The sequence below is a fragment of the Lentzea sp. NPDC051213 genome (genome assembly GCF_044455585.1).
In the GTDB taxonomy this organism is placed as follows: domain Bacteria; phylum Actinomycetota; class Actinomycetes; order Mycobacteriales; family Pseudonocardiaceae; genus Lentzea.
The window spans coordinates 35,037-59,841 of the sequence record NZ_JBITEX010000014.1; the positions used below are offsets into that span (position 1 = coordinate 35,037).

21 protein-coding genes are annotated in these 24,805 nt (G+C 69.1%); 10 read left to right on the top strand and 11 right to left on the bottom strand.

Annotated elements, in window-relative coordinates; translation table 11 throughout:
* Positions 1–16 precede the first annotated feature (16 nt).
* From ACIA8G_RS42035 to ACIA8G_RS42050, 4 genes are read left to right on the top strand one after another with little or no spacing between them, the layout of a single operon-like run.
* Complete coding sequence (locus tag ACIA8G_RS42035; protein ID WP_396424411.1) at positions 17–1,771, top strand: ABC transporter substrate-binding protein; 1,755 nt, start codon at positions 17–19, stop codon at positions 1,769–1,771.
* Positions 1,772–2,722, top strand: coding sequence for an ABC transporter permease (locus tag ACIA8G_RS42040; protein WP_396424412.1), 951 nt, complete (start codon positions 1,772–1,774; stop codon positions 2,720–2,722).
* Positions 2,719–3,558 (top strand): ABC transporter permease, encoded by an 840-nt coding sequence (locus tag ACIA8G_RS42045; RefSeq protein WP_396424413.1) that lies wholly within the window; start codon positions 2,719–2,721, stop codon positions 3,556–3,558. The genes ACIA8G_RS42040 and ACIA8G_RS42045 overlap by 4 nt, the downstream gene beginning before the upstream one ends.
* A gap of 4 nt (positions 3,559–3,562) precedes the next feature.
* Positions 3,563–5,110 (top strand): ABC transporter ATP-binding protein, encoded by a 1,548-nt coding sequence (locus ACIA8G_RS42050; RefSeq protein WP_396424414.1) that lies wholly within the window; start codon positions 3,563–3,565, stop codon positions 5,108–5,110.
* A gap of 24 nt (positions 5,111–5,134) precedes the next feature.
* On the opposite strand, the gene ACIA8G_RS42055 is transcribed toward ACIA8G_RS42050, so the two are convergent.
* From ACIA8G_RS42055 to ACIA8G_RS42065, 3 genes are all read right to left on the bottom strand, one after another.
* The gene (locus tag ACIA8G_RS42055; protein ID WP_396424415.1) at positions 5,135–5,383 is read right to left on the bottom strand and encodes a hypothetical protein; all 249 of its coding nucleotides are present in this window, start codon (positions 5,381–5,383) and stop codon (positions 5,135–5,137) included.
* A 410-nt stretch (positions 5,384–5,793) separates the two neighbouring features.
* Positions 5,794–8,529, bottom strand: a complete 2,736-nt coding sequence (locus ACIA8G_RS42060; protein ID WP_396424416.1) for a BTAD domain-containing putative transcriptional regulator — start codon at positions 8,527–8,529, stop codon at positions 5,794–5,796.
* A gap of 42 nt (positions 8,530–8,571) precedes the next feature.
* Positions 8,572–8,961 (bottom strand): cupin domain-containing protein, encoded by a 390-nt coding sequence (locus ACIA8G_RS42065; RefSeq protein ID WP_396424417.1) that lies wholly within the window; start codon positions 8,959–8,961, stop codon positions 8,572–8,574.
* 53 nt (positions 8,962–9,014) lie between these two features.
* Here ACIA8G_RS42065 and ACIA8G_RS42070 point away from each other — a divergent pair, with 53 nt between their 5' ends.
* A complete protein-coding gene (locus tag ACIA8G_RS42070; protein ID WP_396424418.1) occupies positions 9,015–9,980 on the top strand; it encodes a GlxA family transcriptional regulator in 966 nt (321 codons plus the stop codon).
* Between the two features lie 194 nt (positions 9,981–10,174).
* Positions 10,175–12,307 carry a choice-of-anchor P family protein gene (locus ACIA8G_RS42075; protein WP_396424419.1) on the top strand — a complete coding sequence of 711 codons (2,133 nt, stop codon included), beginning with the start codon at positions 10,175–10,177 and terminating at the stop codon, positions 12,305–12,307.
* Here ACIA8G_RS42075 and ACIA8G_RS42080 read toward each other — a convergent pair whose 3' ends face one another.
* From ACIA8G_RS42080 to ACIA8G_RS42100, 5 genes are all read right to left on the bottom strand, one after another.
* Positions 12,308–13,348, bottom strand: coding sequence for a GrpB family protein (locus ACIA8G_RS42080; protein WP_396424420.1), 1,041 nt, complete (start codon positions 13,346–13,348; stop codon positions 12,308–12,310).
* Between the two features lie 35 nt (positions 13,349–13,383).
* The gene (ligD, locus tag ACIA8G_RS42085; RefSeq protein ID WP_396424421.1) at positions 13,384–14,265 is read right to left on the bottom strand and encodes a non-homologous end-joining DNA ligase; all 882 of its coding nucleotides are present in this window, start codon (positions 14,263–14,265) and stop codon (positions 13,384–13,386) included.
* Positions 14,258–15,697, bottom strand: coding sequence for a non-homologous end-joining DNA ligase (gene ligD / locus ACIA8G_RS42090; protein ID WP_396424422.1), 1,440 nt, complete (start codon positions 15,695–15,697; stop codon positions 14,258–14,260). The genes ligD (ACIA8G_RS42085) and ligD (ACIA8G_RS42090) overlap by 8 nt, the downstream gene beginning before the upstream one ends.
* Positions 15,698–16,522: a Ku protein gene (locus tag ACIA8G_RS42095; protein ID WP_396424423.1), complete on the bottom strand. Its 825-nt coding sequence runs from the start codon at positions 16,520–16,522 to the stop codon at positions 15,698–15,700. It lies immediately after the preceding gene.
* Between the two features lie 130 nt (positions 16,523–16,652).
* Positions 16,653–17,630 carry a tyrosine-type recombinase/integrase gene (locus tag ACIA8G_RS42100; RefSeq protein WP_396424424.1) on the bottom strand — a complete coding sequence of 326 codons (978 nt, stop codon included), beginning with the start codon at positions 17,628–17,630 and terminating at the stop codon, positions 16,653–16,655.
* A 592-nt stretch (positions 17,631–18,222) separates the two neighbouring features.
* On the opposite strand from ACIA8G_RS42100, the gene ACIA8G_RS42105 reads away from it, so the two are divergent.
* Both ACIA8G_RS42105 and ACIA8G_RS42110 read left to right on the top strand, forming a co-directional pair.
* Complete coding sequence (locus tag ACIA8G_RS42105; RefSeq protein ID WP_396424425.1) at positions 18,223–18,741, top strand: DinB family protein; 519 nt, start codon at positions 18,223–18,225, stop codon at positions 18,739–18,741.
* Between the two features lie 15 nt (positions 18,742–18,756).
* Positions 18,757–19,566: an LLM class flavin-dependent oxidoreductase gene (locus ACIA8G_RS42110; protein ID WP_396424426.1), complete on the top strand. Its 810-nt coding sequence runs from the start codon at positions 18,757–18,759 to the stop codon at positions 19,564–19,566.
* Here the strand turns inward: ACIA8G_RS42110 and ACIA8G_RS42115 are convergent.
* Together ACIA8G_RS42115 and ACIA8G_RS42120 are read right to left on the bottom strand one after the other, a co-directional pair.
* A complete protein-coding gene (locus ACIA8G_RS42115; RefSeq protein WP_396424427.1) occupies positions 19,556–20,119 on the bottom strand; it encodes a TetR/AcrR family transcriptional regulator in 564 nt (187 codons plus the stop codon). The two genes, ACIA8G_RS42110 and ACIA8G_RS42115, sit on opposite strands and share 11 nt — an antisense overlap.
* Positions 20,120–20,128: 9 nt before the next feature.
* A complete protein-coding gene (locus ACIA8G_RS42120) occupies positions 20,129–21,004 on the bottom strand; it encodes an SDR family NAD(P)-dependent oxidoreductase (protein WP_396424428.1) in 876 nt (291 codons plus the stop codon).
* 96 nt (positions 21,005–21,100) lie between these two features.
* On the opposite strand from ACIA8G_RS42120, the gene ACIA8G_RS42125 reads away from it, so the two are divergent.
* Together ACIA8G_RS42125 and ACIA8G_RS42130 are read left to right on the top strand one after the other, a co-directional pair.
* On the top strand, positions 21,101–21,652 hold the full coding sequence (locus ACIA8G_RS42125; protein WP_396424429.1) for a cadmium resistance transporter: 552 nt from the start codon (positions 21,101–21,103) through the stop codon (positions 21,650–21,652).
* Between the two features lie 30 nt (positions 21,653–21,682).
* Complete coding sequence (locus ACIA8G_RS42130) at positions 21,683–24,625, top strand: NACHT domain-containing protein (RefSeq protein ID WP_396424430.1); 2,943 nt, start codon at positions 21,683–21,685, stop codon at positions 24,623–24,625.
* On the opposite strand, the gene ACIA8G_RS42135 is transcribed toward ACIA8G_RS42130, so the two are convergent.
* Positions 24,537–24,803 carry a hypothetical protein gene (locus ACIA8G_RS42135; RefSeq protein WP_396424431.1) on the bottom strand — a complete coding sequence of 89 codons (267 nt, stop codon included), beginning with the start codon at positions 24,801–24,803 and terminating at the stop codon, positions 24,537–24,539. The two genes, ACIA8G_RS42130 and ACIA8G_RS42135, sit on opposite strands and share 89 nt — an antisense overlap.
* Positions 24,804–24,805 lie beyond the last annotated feature (2 nt).

Sequence of the window (24,805 nt, forward strand, 5' to 3'; positions counted from 1 at the left end):
GGGGAGAGGTGTTTTCGTGCGGGTGAAGTTGTGCGCGTTGCTTGCGGCCGCAACGGTTCTGGGTGCCGCGACACCGGGGGCGGTGGCGCAGCAGCCGGTGATTCTCAAGGTCGCGATCGTGCAGCAGATCGACTCGATGAACCCGTTCCTGGCGGTGTTCCAGTCGAGCACGGAGATCGGCCGGTTGATGTACGACTACCTGACCGCGTACGCGGCTGAGGATCAGCGGGTGACCGAGGGCCTCGCGAACAGGTGGGAGCCGTCGGCGGACCGGCTCACGTGGACGTTCACGGTGCCGGAGGGCAAGAAGTGGTCCGACGGCACGCCCATCACGGCGCGCGATGTCGCGTTCACGTACAACCTGATGATGTCCAACGAGGTCGCCAGGACCGCGAACGGCAGCTTCGTGACGAACTTCGAGTCGGTCACCGCCACCGACGACCGCACGGTGGTGATCAGGACCAAGGCGCCGCAGGTGACGATGCTGGCGCTGGACATCCCGATCGTGCCCAGGCACGTGTGGGAGAAGGTCACGAACATCAAGGACTACGCCAACGACCAGATGCCGGTCGTGGGCTCGGGCCCGTTCGTGCTGTCCGAGCACGTGGCGGGGCAGTTCATCAAGCTCAAGGCCAACAAGCAGTACTGGCGCGGCGCGGCGAAGTACGACGAGCTGCACTTCGTGTACTTCCAGAACTCCGACGCCGCGGTGCAGGCGCTGGGCAAGGGCGAGGTCGACCTGGTCAACCGGATGGCGCCCGCCCAGTTCGACTCGCTGGACGGCAAGGCCGGGGTGACGCGCAACAAGGCGCAGGGCCGGCGGTTCACCGAACTGCTGATCAACCCCGGCGCGCGGACCAGGACCGGTGAGCCGATCGGCACCGGCAACCCGGCGCTGGCCGACGTGCGGGTGCGCCGCGCGATCGCGCAGGGCATCGACCTGGACGCCCTGGTGCAGCGCGTGAGCCTCGGGTACGCGGAGAAGGGCGCCGGGCTGGTGCCGCCGGTGTTCGGCAAGTACCACTGGCAGCCCGGTGAGAAGGAGCTGCGCAAATTCGACCCGGCCGCGGCGAACGCGGCACTGGACGCCGCGGGCTACCCGCGCAAGGACGGCACGCGGCTCACGCTGCGCCTGGTGGGACGCGCCGGCCGGGCCTACGACGAGCAGGCCAGCGAGTACCTGAAGCGGTCGATGACCGAGATCGGGATCGCGCTGGACGTGCAGCTGGTGTCGGACAACCAGCTCAACGAGGCCACCACTGCGGCGACCTACGACCTGGCGTTCTCCGGGTGGGGCACGAACGTGGACCCGGACTTCATCCTGGGCCTGCACACGTGCGCGCAGCGGCCCGGCGCGGACGGCAAGGGCGGCACCACCGACGCGTACTTCTGCGACGAGACCTACGACAAGCTCTACGCGCAGCAGCTCTCGGAGTTCGACGAGGGCAAGCGCGTGGAGATCGTGAAGCAGATGCAGGCGCGGTTCTACGACCAGGTGCCCGCGGTGGTGCTGGCCTACGACAACGCGCTGGAGGCCTACCGCTCGGATCACTTCGCGCGGTTCACCACGCAGCCGGCGCAGGGCGGCGTGATCATGGCGCAGCACGGCGTGTGGGGCTACTACGGCGCCGAGCCCGCGCAACGTGCCGTGCAGGCCTCGGGCAGCAGGTGGCCCGCGTTCGCCATCGGCGGCGGTGTCCTGGTGGTGCTGGTGCTGCTCACCGTCGTGCTGTCGCGGCGGCGCAAGGCCACGGCCGGGGAGCGCGAGTAGGTGCGACTGGTCGGACGGCTCGGTGGCGCCGCCCTGAGCCTTCTCATGGTGGCGGTGCTGGGCTTCTTCCTGTTCCGGGTGGTGCCGGGCGATCCCGTGGTGTCGATGACGCGCGGGCGGCCGACCACGGCGGCGATGCAGGCCGAACTGCGTGCGCAGTTCGGCCTGGACCGGCCGCTGCACGAGCAGTTCTGGAGCTACTTCACCTCGCTGCTGCGCGGTGATCTCGGCACGTCGTTCACGTTCCGCCGCCCGGTGTCGGAGGTGATCCTGGAACGCCTGGGCCCGACGCTGCTGCTGGTGGGGACCTCGACGCTGATCGCGGTCGGCCTGGGCCTGTGGCTCGGGGTGCGGGCGGCGTGGCGGCGGGACTCGGCGTTCGACCGGGCCACGACGGGGGTGTCGCTGACGTTGTGGGCGGTGCCGACGTTCTGGCTCGGCATGCTGCTGATGATGGCGACGGGTGATCTGTTCCCGTCGCGGGGCATGCGCGACACCGACACGGCGCCGGACTTCTTCTCGCAGGCCGTGGACGTGGGGCATCACCTGGTGCTGCCGTCGATCACGCTGGTCGCGGTGGTGTGCGCGGAGTACATGCTGGTGATGCGCTCGTCGTTGCTGGAGGAGATGCACGCCCCGTACCTGGTGACGGCACGCGCGAAGGGCCTGCGCGACGACCTGGTGCGCCGCCGGCACGCGGTGCCCAACGCCGTGCTGCCCGCGATCACGCTGGTGTTCCTGCGGTTCGGGCTGGTGGTGGCGGGCGCGATCACGACGGAGACGGTGTTCTCCTGGCCGGGGCTGGGGCTGCTGTTCTACGACGCGCTGACCGGGCCGGACTACCTGCTGCTGCAAGGGCTGCTGGTGGTGACGGCGGGCGCGGTCGTGGTGATGAACCTGTTCGCCGACCTGCTGCACGGCGTTCTGGATCCACGGGTGAAGGTCGTATGAACCGCTTCCTCACGCACCGGTTCTTCACATACAGGGCCGGTGTCGCCGGCGCCGTGGTCCTCGCCGCGACGGCGCTGATCGCGGTGATCGCGCCGCTGCTGATCGACCCGGCGGCGCTGGACGTCACGCGGGTGACCGCGGCGGCGTGGCAGGCGCCGAACGCGGGCAGCTGGCTGGGCACCGACCACACCGGACGGTCGGTGGCGCTGCTGGTGGCGCAGGGCGCGGGCACGTCGCTGTTCGTGGGTCTGACGGCGGCGGTGCTGGCGGTCGGGATCGGCACGCTGGTCGGCATCCTGTCCGGGCACTTCGGCGGGTTTCTCGCCGGGGCGTTGCTGCGGGTCACGGACTTCTTCCTGGTGCTGCCGGCGCTGGTGCTGGCGATCGCGTTGTCGACGGTGCTGCCGCGCGGGCTGGGCACGATCGTGCTGGCGATCGGCCTGACGAGCTGGCCGTCGACGGCGCGGATGGTGCGGGCGCAGACGCTGACGATCGAGGCCAGGCCGTTCGTGGAACGCGCGCGGGCGCTCGGTGGCGGGCACGGGCACGTGATCGGCCGGCACGTGTTGCCATCGGTGGTGCCGCTGGTGCTGGTCAACGCGACGCTGGCGGTGGCGTCGGCGATCGTGGCGGAGTCGACGCTGGCGTTTCTGGGGCTGGGTGATCCGACGCGGATCTCGTGGGGCTCGATGCTGCACCAGGCGCAGCTGCACGGGGCGGTGCCGCAGGGCGCGTGGTGGTTCCTGCTGCCGCCGGGGCTCGCGATCGTGGTGGTGGTGCTGGCGTTCACGCTCGTCGGGCGCGCCCTCGAAGCCGTTGTGACGCCGAAGAGGTGACTGGATGCTGCAGCTGAGGAACCTCACCGTCCATTACGGACACAAGCGCGTCGTCAGCGACGTGTGCCTGGATCTCGCGGCGGGTCAGACGCTCGGGCTCGCAGGCGAGTCGGGATCGGGCAAGTCGACCGTGGCGATGTCGGTGCTGCGGTTGCTGCCGGGGGCGGCGCGGATCGGTGGCGAGATCCTGCTCGACGGGCAGGACGTGCGGACGATGTCGTGGGGGCGGCTGCGGGCCGTGCGGTGGGCGTCGGCGTCGATCGTGTTCCAGGGCGCGATGCACGCGCTCAACCCGGTGCGCCGCGTCGGTGACCAGATCGCCGAGCCGATGCGCCTGCACGGCACACCGGGGAACGTCGCCGAGTTGCTGGAGCAGGTGGAACTGCCCCGGGAGAAGGCGCGGGCGTACCCGCACGAGCTGTCGGGCGGGCAGCAGCAGCGGGTGATGATCGCGATGGCGCTGGCGTGCGCGCCGAAGGTGATCATCGCCGACGAGCCGACCACCGCGCTGGACGTGATCGTGCAGGCGCAGGTGCTCGGGCTGATGAAACGGCTGGTCGGCGAGCAGGACCTGGGTCTGCTGATGATCAGCCACGACCTGTCGGTGCTGGCCGAGACGTGTGACGACCTCGCGGTGATGTACCGGGGCGAGGTCGTCGAACGCGGCGCCACGCGCGCGGTGATCGCGAACCCGCGGCACGCCCACACGGCGGCGCTGACGGCGGCGTTCCCGGTGATCGGCGACCCGGCGCACCGCTGGGTGGAAGCCGCGCCGACACCGCAGCCGCTGCTGCAGGTGCGGGATCTGGTCGTGGACTACGGCAGGACGCGGGCGGTCGACGGGGTGGACCTGGAGATCGGGCGGGGCGAGATCGTGGCGCTGGTCGGGCAGTCCGGCTCCGGCAAAACGACACTGGCTCGTACCATAATGGGACTGCGGAAACCGTCCTCCGGTCGGGTGATCTTCGACGGGTCCGAGGTGCCGTTGAAGGGCAAGGCGCTCAAGGCGTTCCGGCGGCAGGTCCAGCTGGTTCTGCAGGACCCGGCGAGCGCGTTGAACCCGCGGCACAAAGTGCTCGACGCGGTCGCCGAGGGGCTGCGCGTCCACAACATTCCTGGTGACGAGGAATCGCAGGTCACGGCCGCTGTCGAGCGAGCGGAACTACGGCCGGCGAACCTGTACCTGGAGTCCCTGCCGCACGAGCTGTCGGGGGGTCAGCAGCAGCGGGTGGTGATCGCCGGGGCACTGGTGCTCGAACCCCGTCTGCTGGTGGCCGACGAGCCGGTCGCGTCGCTCGATGCCTCGGTGCGCGGGGAGATCGTGGCGTTGCTGCTCCGGTTGCGCCGTGAGCTGGGCCTTGCTTCATTGATCATCACACACGACCTCGGGCTGGCGTGGCAGATCGCCGACCGGGTCGCGGTGATGCATCAGGGGAAGATCGTGGAACAAGGCTCGGTGGACCAAGTGCTGCTCAATCCGTCTCATGACTACACGCGTGCGTTGCTGCGCGCGGTACCCGAACTGGGGCCCGGGCTCGGGCCTCGTGTCTGACGTGATCCCGATCGAACACGCCCGCTACCGGGCTTCGCTGACGCCTGCCGAGATCGGCAGGGGCGGGGCCGACGGCTGGGTGGACGTCGGCGAGGTACCGACGCTGGCCTGGCTGGCGTGGCACGACCTGGGCTGCCCGCCAGGAGTCCTGGGCGAGCTGGCGGAGGCGTCGGAACCGGAGCACGTGCTGGAGCTGTGCCGGATCCTGGCCTCGACCTCCCGCGCGGACACCGCGTCGGTGTGGCGGTACCTGGCCGCGGACTGGGAGCGCACGGGGGAGCGTTCCGATGGCAGGCAGCGTTTCCTGCTGGATCGGGCGAGGCGTGGTGAGGGCATGAACTGGCGCGATTTCTCCGCGCTGATGGGTACCGAGCGCCCGGAGGAGGTCGACGCGGCGTTCGACCGCGGCGAGGCCATGGTCGGGGTGTCGGTGATCGGGCTGGCGTTGTCGTACCCGGATCCGTGGGTGGTGCTGACGCGGGTGGCACGCGCGCTGGACCACAACCGGATCGAGGTGCGGCAGCACGGAGCGACGGCGCTGGCGCACGTGGCTCGGCAGCACGGGGTGGTGTCGCGGGAGTGCCTGGAGGTGCTGCGCCGTCATCCCCACGAGGTGGCCGAGGACGACCTGTGGACGTTCATCGCGCACCGGCGGCTGCCGGCCTGGTTGTGGTGGCGGCGGATCAAGGCCCGGCTAGGGCGGCGAGTTCCGCGCGCACGGCGGTCTCGGTTACGACGTTGCGCTGACCCACGGCCCGCCGCAGTGCCTCCTCGAGGTGCCGGCGGGCTTCGGCCGGGTCGCCGCCGGCGCGGGCGATGCGGCCGCGTTCGAACGCGATGTGGCAGCGCATCTCGTCCGGGCCGTACCAGCCGCCCGGCGTCAGTTCCCACGCCCGGTCGCATTCGGCGCGCGCGGTCGCGAGGTCTCCGGTGAGCCGTGCCAGCTCGGCGAGCCCGCAGTGGCAGTTCGCCTCCACCAGGGGCGCGCCCGCCCGTCGTGCCGCGGTGAGCGCCTCGGTGTAGTCGGCTCGCGCCCCGGCCAGGTCACCGGCGGCCAGCAGGGCCCGTGCCCGGTTGACGATCACTTCGGCGGTGTCCTCGGCGGCACCGAGCTCCTCGAACAGGCCGCGGGCGCGTTCGATGTAGGCCAGCGCACCGGTGGGGTCGCCCGCGGCCAGGGCCAGCTCGGCGAGCTGGTTGACGGCCAGCGCCACACCCCAGCGATCACCGACCCGCTCGAACGCCTCGGCACCGCGGTGCAGCAGGTCTCGCGCCGCGCCGGGGTCGCCTTGCTGCCAGGTCATCAGGCCGTCGCCGACGAACGCCAGCGCGGTGCTCCACGGGTCGTCGCCGATGAGGCGGTGCCGGCGGTGCCAGTTCTGCGACTCGGTCTCGGGCGCCCCCAGCGCCATGCCCCACATCATGCTCAGGATCGGGTAGCGCGGCGGCCCCGGCAGCCCGAACAGCAGCTCGTCGGCCTGGCGCTGCCGTGCCGACTGGTCACCGGTCGCCACCGGCCAGGCGATGAGCAGGCACATCGCGTACTCCTGCTCGCGGCCGGCGGGCGGGGTCTCGCCGCACGCGCGCAGCACGGCCTCGGCCTGGGTCGCGGCTTCGGTGCGCAGGCCGCGGCACCAGTAGTAGGTCGCGAGCGCCGCCACCAGTTCCAGCGCGAGTTCGATGTCGTTGGTGGTGGCCCAGGTGACGGCGGCGACGAGGTTGTCGTGGTCGGCACCGAGCCGGGTGAGCCACTGGATCTGGTCGTGGGCGCGCAGGTGCGGTTCGGCCTCCTGGACGCGCCGCAGGAACCACTGGGCGTGCGCGGCGTTCAGGTCTGGTGCGTGGGTCGCGCAGAACGCGCGGATGGTGTCGAGCATGCGGTAGCGGTCGTCGGTGACTTCGACGAGTGACTTGTCCACCAACGACGTCAGAGTGTCCACATCGGATCTGCACACGGCGGTGACGGCGGCGAGGGTGGCGCCGCCGCGGAACACGGTGAAGCGGGCGGCGAGGTCGCGTTCGGTGTCGGTGAGCAGGTCCCAGCTCCACTCGACCACGGCGTGCAGCGTGCGATGCCGGGGTGCGGCGGTGCGACTGCCCTTGGACAGCAACCGGAACCGGTCGTCCAGGCGGGCGGTGATCTCGGAGAGGGGCAGCGAACGGACCCGTGCCGCGGCGAGCTCGATGGCGAGCGCGATGCCGTCCAGGCGCCGGCAGACCTCGGCGATGACGTGGTGTTCGGCGGTGAAGCCGGGTCTGACGGCCTGCGCGCGGTCGAGGAACAGCCGCACGGCGGCGTCCTCGTCGAGCGGGGTGACCGGGCTGAGGGTCTCGCCGGTGATGCCGAGCGGTTCGCGGCTGGTCGCGAGCACCCGCACCTGCGGGCAGGCGGCCAGCACGGTGCCGAGCACGCGGGCGGCGTCGTCGATGACGTGCTCGCAGTTGTCGACGACCAGCAACGCCGCGCGGGTGGCCAGCGCGGCCTGGAGTCGTTCCTCGACCCCGAGCCCCGCGGTGAGCAGCCCGGCTTCGCGCAGGCCGATGCCGTCGAGCAGCGCCCGCGCGACGTCGGTGGTGGCGGACAGGTCGACGAACGCGACCTCGCCCGGTTCGCGGTGGGCGACCTCGACGGCCAGGCGGGTCTTGCCGGTGCCACCGGGCCCGATGAGCGTGACCAGCCGGTTCTCGCCCAGCCACTTGGTGACGCGGCGCAGGTCCTCGTCGCGGCCGACGAAGCTGGTCAGCTGCGCGGGCACGCCCCGGTGCGGTGCCTGCGCCTGCAGCACCTCCAGATGAGCGGCGGCGAGACCGGGGGAGGGATCGACACCGAGCTCGTCCGCGAGCAGTGCACGGCCCTGCGCGAACACCTCCAGCGCCTCGGTCTGGCGGCCGTCACGGTGCAGCGCGCGCATGAACGCCGCCCGCACGTCCTCCCGCAGCGGGTGCTCGGCAGAAAGTTCGCGGAGGTCGTTCGTGGTCCCGCCGGAAAGTACGCAGTTGATGAACACTTCTGCCAGGCGCTGCCGGGCCTCGCCGGCGAACGGGGCGTCCACGTCGGCCAGCGCCGGGCCGCGCCACAACGCGAGCGCCTCGACGCCACGTCCGGCGTCGAGCAGTTCCACACACCGCTGGGAGTCCACTTCGGACGGTTCGGCGACGAGGCGGTAGCCGGCGGGGTGGTGCTCGATCACCAGTCCCGGCACGGTTCTGCGCAGCCGGGACACCTGGGACTGCAGGGCGTTCGCGGCACCGGCGGGCGGGTCGGCGTAGAGGCCGTCGAGCAGCCGGTCGTGGCCGACGATGCGGCCCGCGTCCAGGGCGAGCATCGCGAGCAGGGCACGTTGCCGTGGCGCGGGCACCGCGACGGGCGTCCCCGTCTCGTCGCGCACCTCGACCGGCCCCAGCACCCCGAACCTCACAGCGCGTGATTCTTCCGCACCGCGCCCGCCGGCAGAGGACAGTTAGCGCAGTGCGTGCCCGGTGGTCGCGTCCACGTGGCCGGGGATCTCGTCGTGACGGTCGCCGACGGACAGCGTTCCGGTGGGCTCGAACAGCAGGATGCGTGCCCCCGACGGCGCGGACGGCTTGTGCTCCGTGCCGCAGGCAACGGTGAACACCGCGCCCGTGCCGAGCACGACCGTGCGTTCCCCACCGGCCTCGCGCAACGCGATGTGCAGCTCGCCATCGAGCACGAGGAAGAACTCGTCGGTGTGGTCGTGGACGTGCCACACGTGCTCGCCCTCGACCTTGGCCACCCGCACGTCGTAGTCGTTGACCTGGGTGACGATGCGCGGGCTCCACAGGGCGTCGAAGGAGTTCAGGGCCTCGTCCAGCGCGACAGGTTCGTTCATGGTCACGATCCTCACCCCTGCCGCGCCGCGACCGTGAGTGCTAGGAATCGCACATGTCGCAAGAATCCTCGCATCGGGTGGTTGTGATTGTCGACGAGAACTCGAACCCCTTCGAGCTCGGCTGCGCCACCGAGATCTTCGGCCTGCGCCGCCCCGAGATCGGCCGCGACCTCTACGACTTCCGCCTGTGCTCGCCCGCGCCTCGCACGCTGATGCGCGACGGGTTCTTCACCCTCACCGGCGTCGCCGGCCTGGACGCGACCGAGGACGCCGACACCGTGATCGTTCCCAACCGGCCCGACGTCGAGGTACCCCGCCGCCCGGCCGTGCTCGACGCCGTCCGGCGAGCGCACGCACGGGGCGCGAGGCTGGTCGGCTTCTGCAGCGGCGCGTTCACCCTGGCCGAGGCCGGGGTCCTCGACGGACGCCGCGCCACCGCGCACTGGCAGTGGGCCCACGAGTTCCGGACCCGCTTTCCCGCCGTGCGCCTCGAACCCGACGTGCTGTTCGTCGACGACGGCGACATCCTCACCGCCGCGGGCAGCGCCGCCGCCCTCGACCTGGGCCTGCACCTCGTGCGCCGCGACCACGGCGCCGAGATCGCCGGCATCGTCAGCCGCCGGCTGGTCTTCGCCGCCCACCGCGACGGCGGGCAACGCCAGTTCATCGAACGACCCGTCCCCGACCTGCCCGACGAATCCCTCGCACCGGTCCTGGCGTGGGCCCAGCAGCACCTCGACACCACCCTCACCATCACCGCGCTCGCGGCACGGGCGGCGGTCAGCCCGGCGACACTGCACCGCCGCTTCCAGGCACAGCTCGGCACCACACCACTGGCCTGGCTCACCGCGGAGCGCGTCACCCTGGCCTGCCGGCTGATCGAACTGGGGGAGACCCGCTTCGACGTCGTCGCCCGCCGCACCGGACTCGGCACCGCCGCCAACCTCCGCGCCCTGATGCGCCGCGAGACCGGCCTCAACCCGTCGGACTACCGCCGCCGCTTCGGACCGGCGAGCTGAACCTCAAGCCGCCGATCAGCTGGTCGTGCCGCCACGAACCGCCCAACGGCCGCGGCGAGCGCCATGAGTGCGCCCGCAACCCCCGCTGGGCCGAATAGGCCGACTATCGATGCAAATCAGTGACCCGGTGTATCCGAGGCCACACCTGCGGTCTCCTTCTGTTCGGTCGGGGACGAACCAACGAGCGGAGAAGCATGAGACCCACCATCACGGTCGGCGCCGCCTTAGCGGCCACCGTGGCACTCGCCATCCCAGCGCACGCGGCCACCGGCAACCTGCCCGGCGGCACCAGCATCGGCGTCACCATCACCAGCCCGGCGAACAACGCCGTCGTCGTGCCAGGCCCGGTCACGGTCACCGGCAAGGCCACGATCGCCACCGGCGTCGCAGTGGTCGACACCGCGCTGACATACGTGCTCGACGTGTCCGGCTCCACCATCGGCAACGTCACCGCGGGCTGCGGCGGCGACCAGAACGGCGACGGCAACCCGGCCACGATCCTCGACTGCGAGATCGCGGCCGCCAGGGCCCTGCACACCAAGGCCGCCGCCGCCAACACCGTCGTCGGCAACGTCGGCGCCGCCGTGTTCGGCGCGAGCGGCCAGACCGTCGACGTCAGCCCCGCCGGCGGCGACCAGAAAGTCGTCCCGCCAGCCACCGACGCCAACGGCAACGGCACCACCGACGTCTCCGACGCGCTGGGCAGCGCCTTCATCGGCGGCGGCGTCCAGCTCTTCACGCCCCGCAACGCCGGCGGCAGCACCAACTTCGTCGGCGGCCTGACCGCCGGCATCTCCTCGGCCACCGCGGCACCGCAGCCGCGCAAGCTGATGGTCTTCTTCTCCGACGGCGGTTCCACCGACGGCGGCACCGTCGACGCCGCCCTGCAGCAGGCCGTGAACGCCGGCATCAAGATCTTCACCTTCGCCGTGTCCAACGGCGCCGCGTGCGACAACCCCGGCACCCAGGGCTCGCTGCGCAAGATCGCCCAGACCACCGGCGGCACCTGCACCGACGTACCGGACGTCTCCCAGCTGCCCGACGTCGTCCCCGGCGTCATCGCCTCCAAGCTCACGCAGCTGACGCTGAAGGTCAACAACGGCGCGGACATCCCGATCACCTCCATCACCCCTGGCCTGCCCCAGGACGGGCCCGCCACCGTCGACTACACCGTCGCCACCCCCGCCCTGGCCGCGGGTACGCACCAGCTGTGCGTCACCGCGCACGGCACCGACGGCGGCGGCAACGGCAACGTCACCGAATGCGTCACCGTGAAGGTCAACGCCCCGCCCGTCGTCAAGCCCGGCGGCCCGTACGCCGGTCAGGAAGGCACCGACGTCGCACTGGCCGGCCTGGTCACCGACCCCGACGGCCCCTCGCTGACCACCGCGTGGACCGCCACCCCGCAGTCGGGCGTGGACGCCGGCGCGACCTGCTCCTTCGGCAACGCCGCGGCACAGGCCACCACGGTCAAGTGCACCGATGACGGCGTGTGGGCGCTCAAGCTGACCGCGAACGACGGCGTCAACCCGCCCGTCACCGCGACCACCACGCTGACGCTGTCCAACGTGGCCCCGAAGGTCACCCTGAGCGCCGACAAGACGCTCGTCACCCGCGGCACCACGGTGAACTTCACCGCGCCGTTCACCGACATCGCCACCAACGACAAGCACACCTGCACGCTCAACTTCGACGACGGCAGCCCGGTCGTGAACGGCACCGTCGCCCAGGGCGCGGGCTCCGGCACCTGCACCGCTTCGCGGGCGTTCACCCAGCTCGGCGCGCACAACGTCCTGGTCACCGTGACCGACGATGACGGCGCCGCCGCCACCGCGGTCGTCAAGGTCGTCGTCTACCTGCGCGGTGAAGCGTGGGCACTCAACGCCACGGGCCTGATCAACGTCGCCAAGACGCCGCACGCCCAGTGCCCGCCCAACGAGGACAAGACCGTCGCGACCGTGAACGTGCTCGGCCTCGCCTCGGTCAACGCCCTGCACGCCGACTGCACCCTCGACCCGGACACCGGCCGCACCGTGGCCCAGGCCCGAGTCGAGGGAGCGACACTGCTCGGTGGCGCGATCAAGCTCAACGCCATCGAAGCCAAGTGCGTGAGTGACGCGAGCGGCATCACCGGCTCGTCGAAGGTCGGCACGCTCAACGGCCAGCCCATCGGCACCGGGCCCGCCACCATCGGCATCCCCGGCGTCGCCACCGTGCACCTCAACGAAACCGCCACCGGACCCAACGGCCAGCTGATCCAGAACGCCGTCCGCGTCCGCACGCTGCTCGGCCAGGAGATCATCCTGTCCGCGTGCCGCCTCGGATAGTCAGCTCAACGCCCGAAGAATGATCCGTTCGACCACGCGCGTCTTGGCGTCGGCGTAGTCCTGGCCCCTGTGCCAGGTCTCGCCCGCCAAGGCGCGCTTGGCCGCCTCGTACTCGGCCCGATCCCCGGGGTGCGAGCGCAGCCGATCCCGGAACCCCAGCATCCGGTCGATCTCCTCACACGCGGGGGAGAAGACGTGCAGGTTCACATCCGGCGCGTCATGCCGCTTGAGCAGCCGGTGCTCGTGCCAGCCGTGCTCCCGCAACCGCAGGTAGTACCCCGCCTCCACCAACGCCGGCACATAGGAGTCCTCGTCGTTGGAGTCCGGCACCACCAGCAGGATGTCGATCAACGGCTTGGCCGCCAGGCCCGGCACCGACGTCGACCCGCAGTGCTCCAGCCGCACGATCAGCCCACCCAGCGCCGCCCGGATCTTGGCCTCCTCAGCCGCGTACCACCGCGCCCACTCCGGGTTGTGCTCCTCCAGCACGATCCGCACGTTCCCCGTCTGCGACTCCGTTATGTACTCCACGTCGTCCGACGGCAACCGCCACGCCAGATAGGCACGCTCGAGGATCTCCAGCACCACCTCGGTCTTCGCCGCCGCGTAGTCCTGCACCCGGTCCCAGTCCTGCGCCGACAGCTTCCGCTTCGCCTGCGCGTACAACTCCCGATCAGACTCGTTGTCGCGCAACCAATCCCGGAAGATCAGATGCCGACGCACCTGCGCACACCCACGCGGGAACACGTGCAGGTTCACGTTCGTGTCCGGCCCCTTGAGGATCCGGTGGTCGTGCCAGTCGTCCTCCCGCACCGACAGCCGATACCCGGCCGCCTCCAACGCCGGCACGTACGACGACTCGTCCGCCGCGTCGTCCACCACCAGCAACATGTCGATCAACGGTTTCGCGCACAGCCCCGGCACCGACGTCGATCCCACGTGCTCGAGGTCCGCACTCGGCAGCACCCCCAGGATCCTCGACCGTTCCCGCTCGTACAGACCGGGCCAGGCAGCGTCGTAGTCGGCCAGCTCGATGTTCATGGCTTCCCCCGTGCGATAGGCAGTCGGCCAGAATATCAACTACCGAACAGATCACCAGCGCTGTCCACGCGGTCCAGCACCTCGTCCGCGGTGAACACCAGATCCTCCGCCACCCGGCAGTCCTCGACCTCGTCCCACGTGATCGGCGTCGACACCGCCGGCCGCTCACGCGCACGCAGCGAATACGGCGCCACCGTCGTCTTCGCCGTGTTGTTCTGCGACCAGTCGATGAACACCTTCCCGGCCCGCTGCGCCTTCGCCATCGTCGCCACGACCAGCTTCGGCTCCTCCCGCGCCAACCGCTGCGCCACCGCCTTCGCGTACTCCGACGTGTCCTTCGCCGGGGCATACGCGTACACCTGCATGCCCTTGTTCCCCGACGTCTTCGCCCAGCAGTCCACCCCGTCGTCATCGAGCACCGTGCGCACCAGCTCCGCCACCCGGCAACACTCCACCACCGTCGCCGGCGCACCCGGATCCAGATCGAACACCAGCAGATCCGGATCCCGCTTACCCCCGCGCGGCCCCACCGTCCACTGCGGAACGTGCAACTCCAACGCCGCCAGATTCGCCAGCCACACCAACGTCGCCAACTCGTCCACCATCACGTAGTTGACCGTCTCGGTCCCACGACTGCTGCCAGGACTCTCCAGCCGCATCGTCCGCACCCAGTCCGGCCGGTGCTCAGGAGCGTTCTTCTCGAAGAACCACTTCCCGTCCACCCCGTTCGGATACCGCTTCAACGTCACCGGCCGATCCTTCAGATGGGGGAGCAGCACCGGCGCGATCCGCGTGTAGTAGTCGATCACCTCGCTCTTCGCGAACCCGAACTCCGGATACAGCACCTTGTCGAGGTTCGTCAGCTTCAGCACCCGATCCCCGACCCGCACCGTCACTTCCTTCGGGCTGTCACTCAATCCGACGCACCTCCTCAGGCGTCTTGTCCGGCCGCAACCCACGCCACGCCGGAAACCGCATCCGCCCGTCCGGCGTCCACTGCCGGAACACCACCTCCGCCACCAGCTCCGGCTCCACCCACAACGCACCCTTCGCCCGCTCCCGCGGCACCTCCGTCACAAACGGCGAACCCTTGCGCCCCAACGCCTTCAACCGCGGCGTCAACACCGCCAGCTCCGCATCGTTGAACCCGGTGCCCACCGAACCGGCGAACGCCAGCCCGCCGTCCTGCGGGATACCCAGCAACAGCGCCCCCACCACACCCGCACGCTTGCCCTCACCCATCCGCCAGCCGCCGATCACCACCTCCTGCGCCAACAGGTCCGTGATCTTGCGCCACACCGGCGACCGCATCCCCGGCTGATAGGTCGCATCAAGGCGTTTCGCGACCACGCCTTCCAGGCCCTGCTCGCGGCTCGCCGCCAGCACCGCGGCGCCATCGGTGTCGTAGGACGGGGGAGTGAGCCAGTTCGAACCCCGCAGCTCCAGCTCCCTGAGCAGCTCACGACGTTGCCGAAACGGGAGCTGCATCGTCGAACGGCCGTCCAGATGCAGCAGGTCGAACAACAGGAGAGTCACCGGATACTGCCGCGCGGCCCTGCGCGCCGCGTCGGCCTTGCTCACGTGCATCCGGTTCTGCAACGCGCTGAAACTCGGCCGGCCGTTCTGCAACGCGACGATCTCACCGTCCAGCAGGGCCTCCGTGGACCCGAGCTGCTCACCGACACCCTGCAGCTCCGGATACGCGACGGTGATGTCGTTCCCCAGCCGCGACCAGGCCTGCACCCGGCCACCCTCCACCCGCAGAATCGCCCGGACGCCGTCCCACTTGAACTCATAAGCCCAAAGATCATCATCGTCCTGGGGGAGGGGACCGGGCACCGCCAGCATCGGCTTCAACTGCTCCGGCAACGTCTTCCAGTCCGGACGCGCCGGAGCGTGCCGGCGCTTCATCATCCAGTTCTTGCCCTCGTCACCCGAACGGAAGAACACGAACTGCCCCTGCACGCGATGACCGTGCAACACCACGTCGACCTCGCGGTCCGACCACTTCACCGTCTCATAGCGACCGCGATCCCAGATGAACATCGAACCGCCGCCGTACTCACCCTTCGGGATCTCCCCGGAGAACTCCGCGTACTCCAGCGGATGATCCTCCGTGTGCACAGCCAGCCGAATCACATCGGTCGTCGCCGGCAACCCCTTCGGCACCGCCCACGACACCAGCACACCATCACGCTCCAGCCGCACATCCCAATGCAGACTGCTCGCGTGATGCTCCTGAATCACAAAAGTGTCGTTCTCACCATGCGGTAGCTCATCAGCACTCGGCACGGGCTCCGGTGTCCTCGCCGGATCCCGCTTCCGCCGGTACTCGTCGAGCCCGGCCATCTACGCCGACGAAGCCTTCTTCTTAGGCGCAGCCTTCTTCGCAGTCGACTTCCGGCCCGCCTTCGCCTTCTCCACACTGCGCTCCAGAGCCGTCATCAGATCGATGACATCGCCCTTCTCCTCGGCCTCCGGCGCCTCAGGCAACTCAGCACCCTCCGCCTTCGCCGCGATGACCTTCTCCAGCGCATCCCGGTAGTCATCGGTGAACGTGTCCGGATCGAAGTCCCCGGCCATCGACTCCACCAACGACGTCGCCATCTTCAACTCCTGCGGCCGCACCTCGACGTTCTGATCCAGGAAGTCGAACTCCGCCTTGCGGATCTCATCCGGCCACAACATCGTGTGCATCACCAGCACGTCATCACGCGCCCGGATCGTCGCCAGCGTCTCCTTCTGCCGGATCGTGATCTTCACGACCGCCAGCTGACCCGTCTTCACCAGCGCATCCCGCAACAGCACGTACGGTCGTGCCGCAGCCTTGTCCGGCTCCAGGTAATACGTCTTCTGGAAGTAGATCGGATCGATCTCCTCCGCCGGCACGAACTCCAGCACCTCGATCGACTTGTCGGTCTTCACCGGCAACTTCTCGAAGTCCTCGTTCTCCATGATCACCAAACGGCCGTCGTCCAACTCATAGCCCTTGGTGATGTCGCCGTACTCCACCTCGTTACCGCACACCGAGCAGACACGCTTGTACTTGATGCGCCCGCCGTCCTCCCGGTGCACCTGGTTGAAACGGAAGTCGTGCTCCTCGACAGCCGTGTAGAGGCGCACGGCGATCGTCACCAACCCGAAGGAGATGGCCCCACGCCACACGGATCTCATTCTCATTGGGTACCCCTGAAATGCGGTTTTCGCACTATCAGGTCACCCACTTGGCCTAACGATCCGGCAACTGAGCGACCCCCGGCTCCACGTCTACTACCTGAGAGTGCCGTGCCGCGGTGGAGCACCGCTAGATCTCTTTGAGCGCCCGATACGTCCGATTGCTCGCCACCGCCGACCGCCGTTCGCGCGCAGTCGCCTCGATGTAGTTCTGACTCGTCGCCAAACTCGCATGCCCCAGCAAAGCCATGATCTCGCTCGCCGACGCCCCGTCCTCCGCCAGCCGCGTCGCGAAGGTGTGCCTCAACGCGTGCAGATTCGCCCCCGTAGGCACCCGATCGTTCAACCCTGCCCACCGGAAACACGACTTCACCAGGTACTCCAGCCCACCCCGCCCGATCGGCTCACCGTGCCGATCCCTCAGCAACGCACTCTCCCGATCGAACCGCCCCTGCGGAAACCGCTTCCGGCAACTCGCCAGATAACCCTCCACGATCCGCTCCATCGGCGGCTCGATCGGCACACTCCGATCCCGGTTGCCCTTCCCCTTCACGTGCAACCTCTTGTCACCATCACGGCCGACGATGCTCGCCAACGTCAGCGTCCGCATCTCCGCACTCCGCAGACCGGCGACCAGACCCAGCGCGATGACCAGCACATCCCGCTCGGGCCACGGGTCACGCCCCTTCGTCGCACCCTCCGCGGCCGCCGCGAGCAACTGCTCCGGCGTGTCCTCGCCCCTGAGCGGCTTGGGCACGAGCTGAGGGGTCTTCGGGCGGGCGACCGCACCCATCGGATTGCCCGCGATGAGGTCCTCGGCGACGCAGAACGTCAGGAACTGGTTCCACGTCGACCAGGCCCGCAGCACCGAGCTCTTGGCGTGCGTGTCCGCGAACTGCCCGAAGGCCTGCCGGAGGTTGCCGCCGGTGAGGTGCTCCACCAGGAGGTCCTCGACAGGGGAGGGGAGCGCCTCGGCCAGGAGTGTGTTCACGCCGGAGAGATCGCGCTGGTAGGCCGCCGTTGTGTGCGGCGAGTCCTTGCGCGTCCGGCGAGCGAGGAAGAAGGCGTCCTGAGCGGCGAGCACGTGCATATGGATCTTGTACCGCACAGCACCGACAGTTTTCGCCACCGTGCTGGATGATCACTGTGCTGGATAATGGGGATTATGCATGAAATGTCCGTTTTGGCCGGACGGACTCATGTGCTGGGCCAGGCGGCGTCACTTGCCGGGGATCGTGAGCGTAATGACCGACCTCTACGTACGTCTCACTGACGAGTCGTCGGTGTCGACCGCGCTCCGACATCGCCGGCGTTGGAAAGTTGTGGCGTCTGCGGGTACGGCCAGCCTGCCCGTTGGTGGTATCCGCAGACGCGCAACAACGGTCGTTCGGACCGCTTCTGGGAACGATCTTCGCAGGTCGATGTTTCGCCGATAATCTACATTATGTCAAGTAACGGGGATCTGGGGTCCTCCGGGACTCTCCCGCTGGCTGCGTGTGCGGCGCCATGCGTGTGCGGCGTCTGAGACCGAAGCCGTGTCGGTCCTGCTCGCTAGGATCGAAATTGGGGGTACCCGGCCGGCGCCGTGTGTGTGGTGCGCACCCATCGGCTCGGCATCGGCTCAGGCAGGGGCGAGCGAGACTGGCCGAGGAAGCCGATTCTGCCCGCGACGGTCCCCCGGGTTACGTCACCGTGGCGATATGCCTGGCAGTCTGGATCCGGTGATCGATGACTTCGCGAAGGACTACCTCCACTCCGATCTGCGAGAGATCCGCGAGGCGATGGTGTGGAAGCTCGACGGGCTTCCCGAGGCCGACATCCGCCGCCCGCTCGTGGCAAGTGGCACGAACCTCCTGGGTCTGGTGAAGCATCTGACGTTGTCGGAGTCGCGGTACTTCGGTGAGGTGTTCGGCCGTCCGTTCCCCGAACCGATGCCGCGCTGGGACGACCTCGCAGCGCGCGGTGCGGACATGTGGGCGACCGAGCAGGAGTCGCGTGAGGACATCGTTGGTCGTTATCGGCGCGTGTGGGCGCATTCCGACGCGACGATCCACGCGCTTGCGGTGGACTCCCCTGGTCATGTGCCGTGGTGGCCGCGTCCGGACGTGATGTTGTTCAACGTGTTGGTGCATGTGCTGACGGAGACGGCCCGGCATGCGGGGCATGCGGACATCTTGCGGGAGCAGTTGGACGGCGCGACGGGTGAGGGTCGGTGGTGAGGCAGACTCCCCCGCATGCGTTTTGCGATCTACGTGCCCTGTTACGGCGAGACCTATGGCGATCCCGCGGTGTTGTGTTCTCTGGCGGTTGAGGCGGAGGCGGCCGGCTGGGACGGGTTCTTCATGTGGGATCACGTGGTGGCGCAGCCGTTGGTGGCGGATCCGTGGGTGACTTTGGGTGCGGTGGCGGCGCGGACGTCGAGGATCACGCTGGGTCCGATGATCACGCCTGTCCCCCGGCGCCGGCCGTGGAAGCTCGCGTTGGAGGCTTCGACGTTGCAGCGGTTGTCGGGTGGGCGGCTGGTGCTCGGGGTGGGTATGGGTGTGCCGCGGGATTTCACGTCGTTCGGTGAGGCTTCGGGTGCGCGTGAGCGGGCGGCGCGGATGACCGAGGGCGTTGAGGTGGTGCAGAAGTTGTTGTCCGGTGAGCCTGTTGAGCATCGCGGCGCGGTTTACGAGGTGTCTGGGGTGCGGTTCGCGCCGGTAGAGGTGCCGGTGTGGACTTCGGGGATCTGGCCGCGGAAGGTGCCGTTCTTGGCGGCGTCGAGTGCTGCCGGGTTGTTTCCGATCATTCAGGACGGTTCGGGTGGGTTCGCGGTGGCGTCTCCTGAGCAGGCGGCGCGGATGAAGGCTGATTTCGTCGCGGCGGGTGGGCCTGCTGACGGGGATCTGGCGATCTGGGGTGGTGGGGCGCGGCCGTCGGCTGCTGTGGTGTCGGAGTACGCCGAGGCGGGGGCGACGTGGTTGTTGCTGGACGGGTGGAAGGCGTCGCTCGAGGAGCTTCGGTCCTACATCGCCGCTGGTCCCCCGGTGTTCAGGCGCTGAAGCCCCTGAGCAGGGTGTTGAGGTAGCGCTGGGCGGTGGCGAGGCGGTCGTCGGGGCTTTCGCTGTGGACGTAGGTGGCGTAGGAGATGCCGCACATGAGTGGGACGAGGTCGCCGTCGGCTAGGTCGGGGCGGACTGCTCCTGCGTCGCGGGCTCGGGTGAGCAGTTGGGTGCCGATGGCCATGATCTGGTGTTTGAGTTCGGTGGTGCGCGGGAGGGTGTCGTCGGCGGTGGCGGCGATCTTGGCGAGTGCGGGGTCGGTGACCTGGGCTTCGACGAGTTTGGCGAGGTAGCCGGCGAAGGCTTGCCAGGGGTCGTCGTGGTCGAGGGCTTGGTTGCCGTGGTCGGCGAGTGCTTCCAGGCAGGGCGTGGCGACGGTTTCGAGGAGCGCTTCGGTGGTCGGGAAGTGCCGGTAGACCGTGCCGACGCCGAGTCCTGAGCGGCGGGCGACGTCGTTGAGCTGCAGCGGTGTGCCTTCGTCGACGAGTTCTCTGGCGACGGTGAGGATGCGGTCCCAGTTGCGGGCGGCGTCCTTGCGCTGCGGCGGCGTCATGGGTCCAGCTTAATTGGATAGCCCATCCGGAACGCGTGTTGGTGGTGCGTGCCGCTCGCTGAGGCGGCGGACGGCTTCTGCTACGCGTGGGTCGGTGGCTGCTCGGTTCGGTGTGGCGGGGCGTGCGTGGCGTCCGATGAGCAGTCCGGTCTGTCCTGTCTCGTCGGTGGCGGCGAGGATCGAGGAGCGGGCGGCGACCGATGCGGGTCCTGAGGTCGCTTTGTCGAACATGCGTCGGACGAGTGGCCAGAGCAGTCGCAGGCCGGGCGAGACGATTTTCGGGCTGCGCCCGTTGCCGTTGGTCATGTCGGTGGCGGCGCCGCCGGGGTCTGCGGCGAACACTGCGACGCCGGTGCCTTCGAGTCGGGTGGCGAGGTCGAGGGTGTAGGCGAGGTTCGCGAGCTTGGCGCGGCCGTACCAGTGGAAGCCGTAGTACCCGCCGGGTGGTTCGACCTCGTCGAACACCTTCTTGGCCAGCGTGACGGCGCCGGAGGTCACGTTGACGACGCGGCTGGGTGCGGCGGCGGTGAGCTTGGGCAGCAGCAGTTCGGTCAGCAGGTAGGGCGAGAGGTGGTTGACGACGAACGTGGCTTCGACTCCCCCGATGTCGGTCCTGTCCGCGAACATCGCGCCGACGTTATTGACCAGCACGGTGACCTCGTCGATCTGGTCGGCCAGTGCGCGCACGTCGTCGAGGGAGGCGAGGTCGGCCTGCAGGAACCGGGCGGGCTCCTCCCCCGCCGCGTTGATCTTCTCGACGGCGCGTGCGCCGCGTTCGGCGTTGCGTCCGACGACCGTGACCGCGTAGCCGGCCCTGGCCAGGCCGAGTGCTGTCTCCAGGCCGATGCCGCCGGTGCCTGCGGTGACCACTGCTGTGCGTGCCATGACACTCCCCTATCCGGATAGTGCATCCGCTTACTTGCTCGACGGTAGCACACATACGGATGGGCTATCCGTTTCATCGTGGGAGAGAATGCCGCCGTGGATCTTGGGGTGATCGGTCAGGCCGCGGGCATGTTCGCGGTGACCAACGTGGACGACCTGGTCATCCTCGCGCTGTTCTTCGCGCGGGCCCGGTCGGTCTGGCAGGTCGTGGCGGGCCAGTACCTGGGCTTCGCGGGCATCCTCGCCGTGGCGGTCCTCGGTGCGCTCGGCGCCTCGCTGCTGCCCGAGCAGTTCCGCCCGTGGCTGGGCCTGATCCCCCTGGCTCTGGGCCTCAAGGCCGCGTGGTCGCTCTGGCGCGGCTCAGATGACTCCGACGAACCGGACGCCGCCCCAGGCCTACTGGCGGTAGCGGGTGTGACGCTGGCGAACGGCGGCGACAACATCGGCGTCTACGTGCCGGTCTTCACCGTGGCCGACTCGCTGTGGGTGTACGTCGTGGTGTTCCTGGTGCTGGTCGGCGTGTGGTGCCTGGCCGGCTGGTTCCTGGCGTCGCGTCCGGTGGTGGCACGCGCGCTGGCCAAGTGGGGCCACATCGCGTTGCCGGTGGTGCTGATCGGGATTGGGCTGTTGGTGTTGTTCTCGGGATGAGCACGCGCCCGGTCGTGTAAGAACCTTCGGGTGCGAAGGACCTACACCTACACCGAGGCCGTGAAGATCCTCGGCGGCAAGGACCACCCGGTGGTCGCCGCCCTGGACAAGCTGCTGGGCGGCGCGCTGCTGGCGGGTTCGCTGGGGACGTGGCAGGTCCTGGCCCTGTTCGACGCGAAGCCGGACTTCACGCGGCTGTTCTCCGAACTGGCGACGAAGGTGTCGGACAGGCGTCGCAAGCTCAACCGCTACGACCGCACCCAACGCCTGCACGCCGCGCACGCGGTCATCGTGGTCACTGCCTACTTCGAGGCGCTCCACAAGCTGGAGCTGCCGTTCTTGTTCACGCGGGAGGACGACGAGCACGTCGTCGGCTTCGATCCGTTCGGCCTCGCGCTACCGCTGCCCTCCGCCGGTCAGCTCTACGAGGACAACGTCGCCGACATCCACGACGTCTACCTGGCCTTCAACGAGGATCTGCTGGGCGTGGCAACGGCGTTGGCCGCGTGGGATCGCCTCAACGAAACCGAGAAGGATCGGGTCGCTGCCACGCTCAAGCTGCTGCCGGTTCTCGCGCTGGAGCGGTACCAGGAGTTGTTCCGGCAGCTCGCGGTGGACTTCCCCGAGGTGGCGTTCTGGTGCTCGATCGAGGACCACCGGGCGACGCGGGCGGCGTTGGCGCGGCTGGAGGACGTGCTGCGGGAGGCGACCGCGGATCCTGTCGCGGACGTGCGGCTGGCCGAGCTGGCGGGGATCTACGGTTCGGCGCTGAGCCGGCCGCTGGTCAAGTCCGGCGATGTGCCGCAGGGACTTCGGATTCCGGCGCTGGGCGAGGCGTATGTCGACCCGCGGTTCCAGCTGATTGCGCGCGGCAAACGGGAAACGGTGCCGTCTACCGCCGAGTTCTGGGATCAAAGGGCGGAGCGGTCCGACCTCTATGCGTACCTGGCGGGGTACCTGACGTCGAGGGAGGCGTGGCTGGCTCCGTTGCTGGTGCTGGGTGATCCGGGCTCGGGCAAGTCGGTGCTGACCGAGATGCTGGCTGCGCGGCTGTCGGCGTCGGGGTCACCAGTGGTGCGGGTTGAGTTGCGGAGTGCCCCGGCCGACGCGGACCTGAGGCGGCAGATCGAGCACGGTCTGCATCGGTTGCTGGACGAGCCGGTCGGCTGGGCGGTGTTCTCGCGCGACACCGGTGGCGCGGTGCCGGTGGTGATCCTGGACGGTCTCGACGAGCTGATGCAGGCGACCGGGGTGAGCCAGACCCGCTATCTGACGGCGATCGAGGAGTTCCAGGCCGATCTGCTGGCGAGGAACCGGCCGGCGGTGTTCGTCGTGACGAGCCGGTTGAGCGTGTGTGCAGGGCTGGCTCTCCCTCAGCAGTCGCATGTGGTGCGGTTGCTGCCGTTCTCCGACGATCAGGTGCGGCAGTGGATGGCGGTGTGGAACGCGGTCAACCCTCCCCTGCCGGTCGATGTCGTGCTCGAGTACCGCGAGCTGGCGCAGCAGCCGTTGTTGTTGCTGATGCTGGCGTTGTATGACGCCGTCGACGGCGCACTGCAGCGTGATCACCAGCAGATCAGCCGGGGTGAGCTGTACGAGCGGTTGCTGGAGCGGTTCGCGCGGCGCGAGGTCGCCAAGTCACCGGTCGAGCGGACCGAGAACGGTCTGGCCGAGGACGTCGAGTTCGAGCTGGATCGGTTGTCGGTGGTGGCGCTCGCGATGTTCAACCGTGGCACGCAATGGGTGACCGGGCATCAGGTGACCGCGGATCTGGCGGCGTTGCTGGATCACGGTTCGGCGGACAGGGAGGTCGGGACGCGCACTCCCCTGTCGTCGGGCGAGCTGGCGCTGGGCCGGTTCTTCTTCGTGCAGAAATCCGAGGCGGTGCGGGGCGACGACACGAAGCTCGCGACCTACGAATTCCTGCATGCGACGTTCGGGGAGTACCTGGTAGCGCGGTTCGTCTGGCGGGCGCTGGTGGAGTTGAGCCGCGAGGACGCGGCCCGGTCGCGACGCAAGTCCACTGTGGACGACACTGAGTTGTACTCCCTGCTGTCGTTCATGGCGCTGACGAGCTCCAAGCCGGTGCTGGACTTCCTGCAGGAGCTCACCGGGCGGTCGGACCGGGAGCTGCTGTTCGACCTCGTGGTGCGGTTGTTCGGTGCGCGGGAGGAGCGGCGGCTGTCGCGAGGCGAGTACGAACCGGCTTCGCTGACGGACTCGGCCAGGGACGCGAGGTACTCGGTGAACCTGGTCGCGCTGGCGGTGGCGTTGCGGGACAAGGTCTACGCACCGGACCTGCGGGTGAGCGTCGAGGACTGGCAGCGGGAGGCGTTGTTCTGGAAGTCCCGCCTGTCGTCGAGCGAGTGGACGGGCGTGGTGCGGTGTTTCTGGGTCGAGCGCGACCGCGACCACCACTTCGCACTGAGCCTGAGCAACCGGACGCAGGACGTGCGTGCGGAATGGCTGCTGATGTCGGAGCCGTACGTGACTCTGGACAAGGTCGCCGTGACGTTGCGGGACGCGGTGACGCCGCTGGCATCGCGGTACAGCATCGAGGTGACCGAGGCGTTGATCGCGTTGACGGCGGTGCCGATAGAGCGGTGCGTGGCGGCGCTTCGCTGGCTCGCACATGTTGACGAGCGTCGCGAAGTCATCATGAGGGAGACCTATCGCAGGCTCGGCCTCGGCGGTGACGACATGGCCATCCTGGCAGCGACACAAGGCATCGCCGGCTCCGTGGACGACGGCGACCTCCTGGACGCCTTGTTGCGTCTGCATGAACGCGGCTTCCAGTTCGATCAGGCGCCCGAGGTCCAGACCCTGGAGGAGGCGCTGACTCACTTCGACTTCCGCGATGTCGTGCAGCGCAGGCCTGATCTGCTCAGGCGGGCCACAGTGGCGGCGTCTGAGCTGGGTCTTGAATGGCCACCGTCAAGGTGGCCGCCAGCGCAGCGAGGTCCTGCTCGCTGAGGTCGCGCTCCCCCACCCGGCGCAGGATCTCGCTGCGCGAGCAGACGACGACGGCGCCGGTGTGCCCGCCCAACTCGGAGGCGGCGACGATCTCGGTTGTGCCGTTGTGCACCACCAGGATCGGGTCCGGGGTTTCGCTGTAGAGCAGTCGCTCGATGTCCCGTCCGGTGATGGCCATGG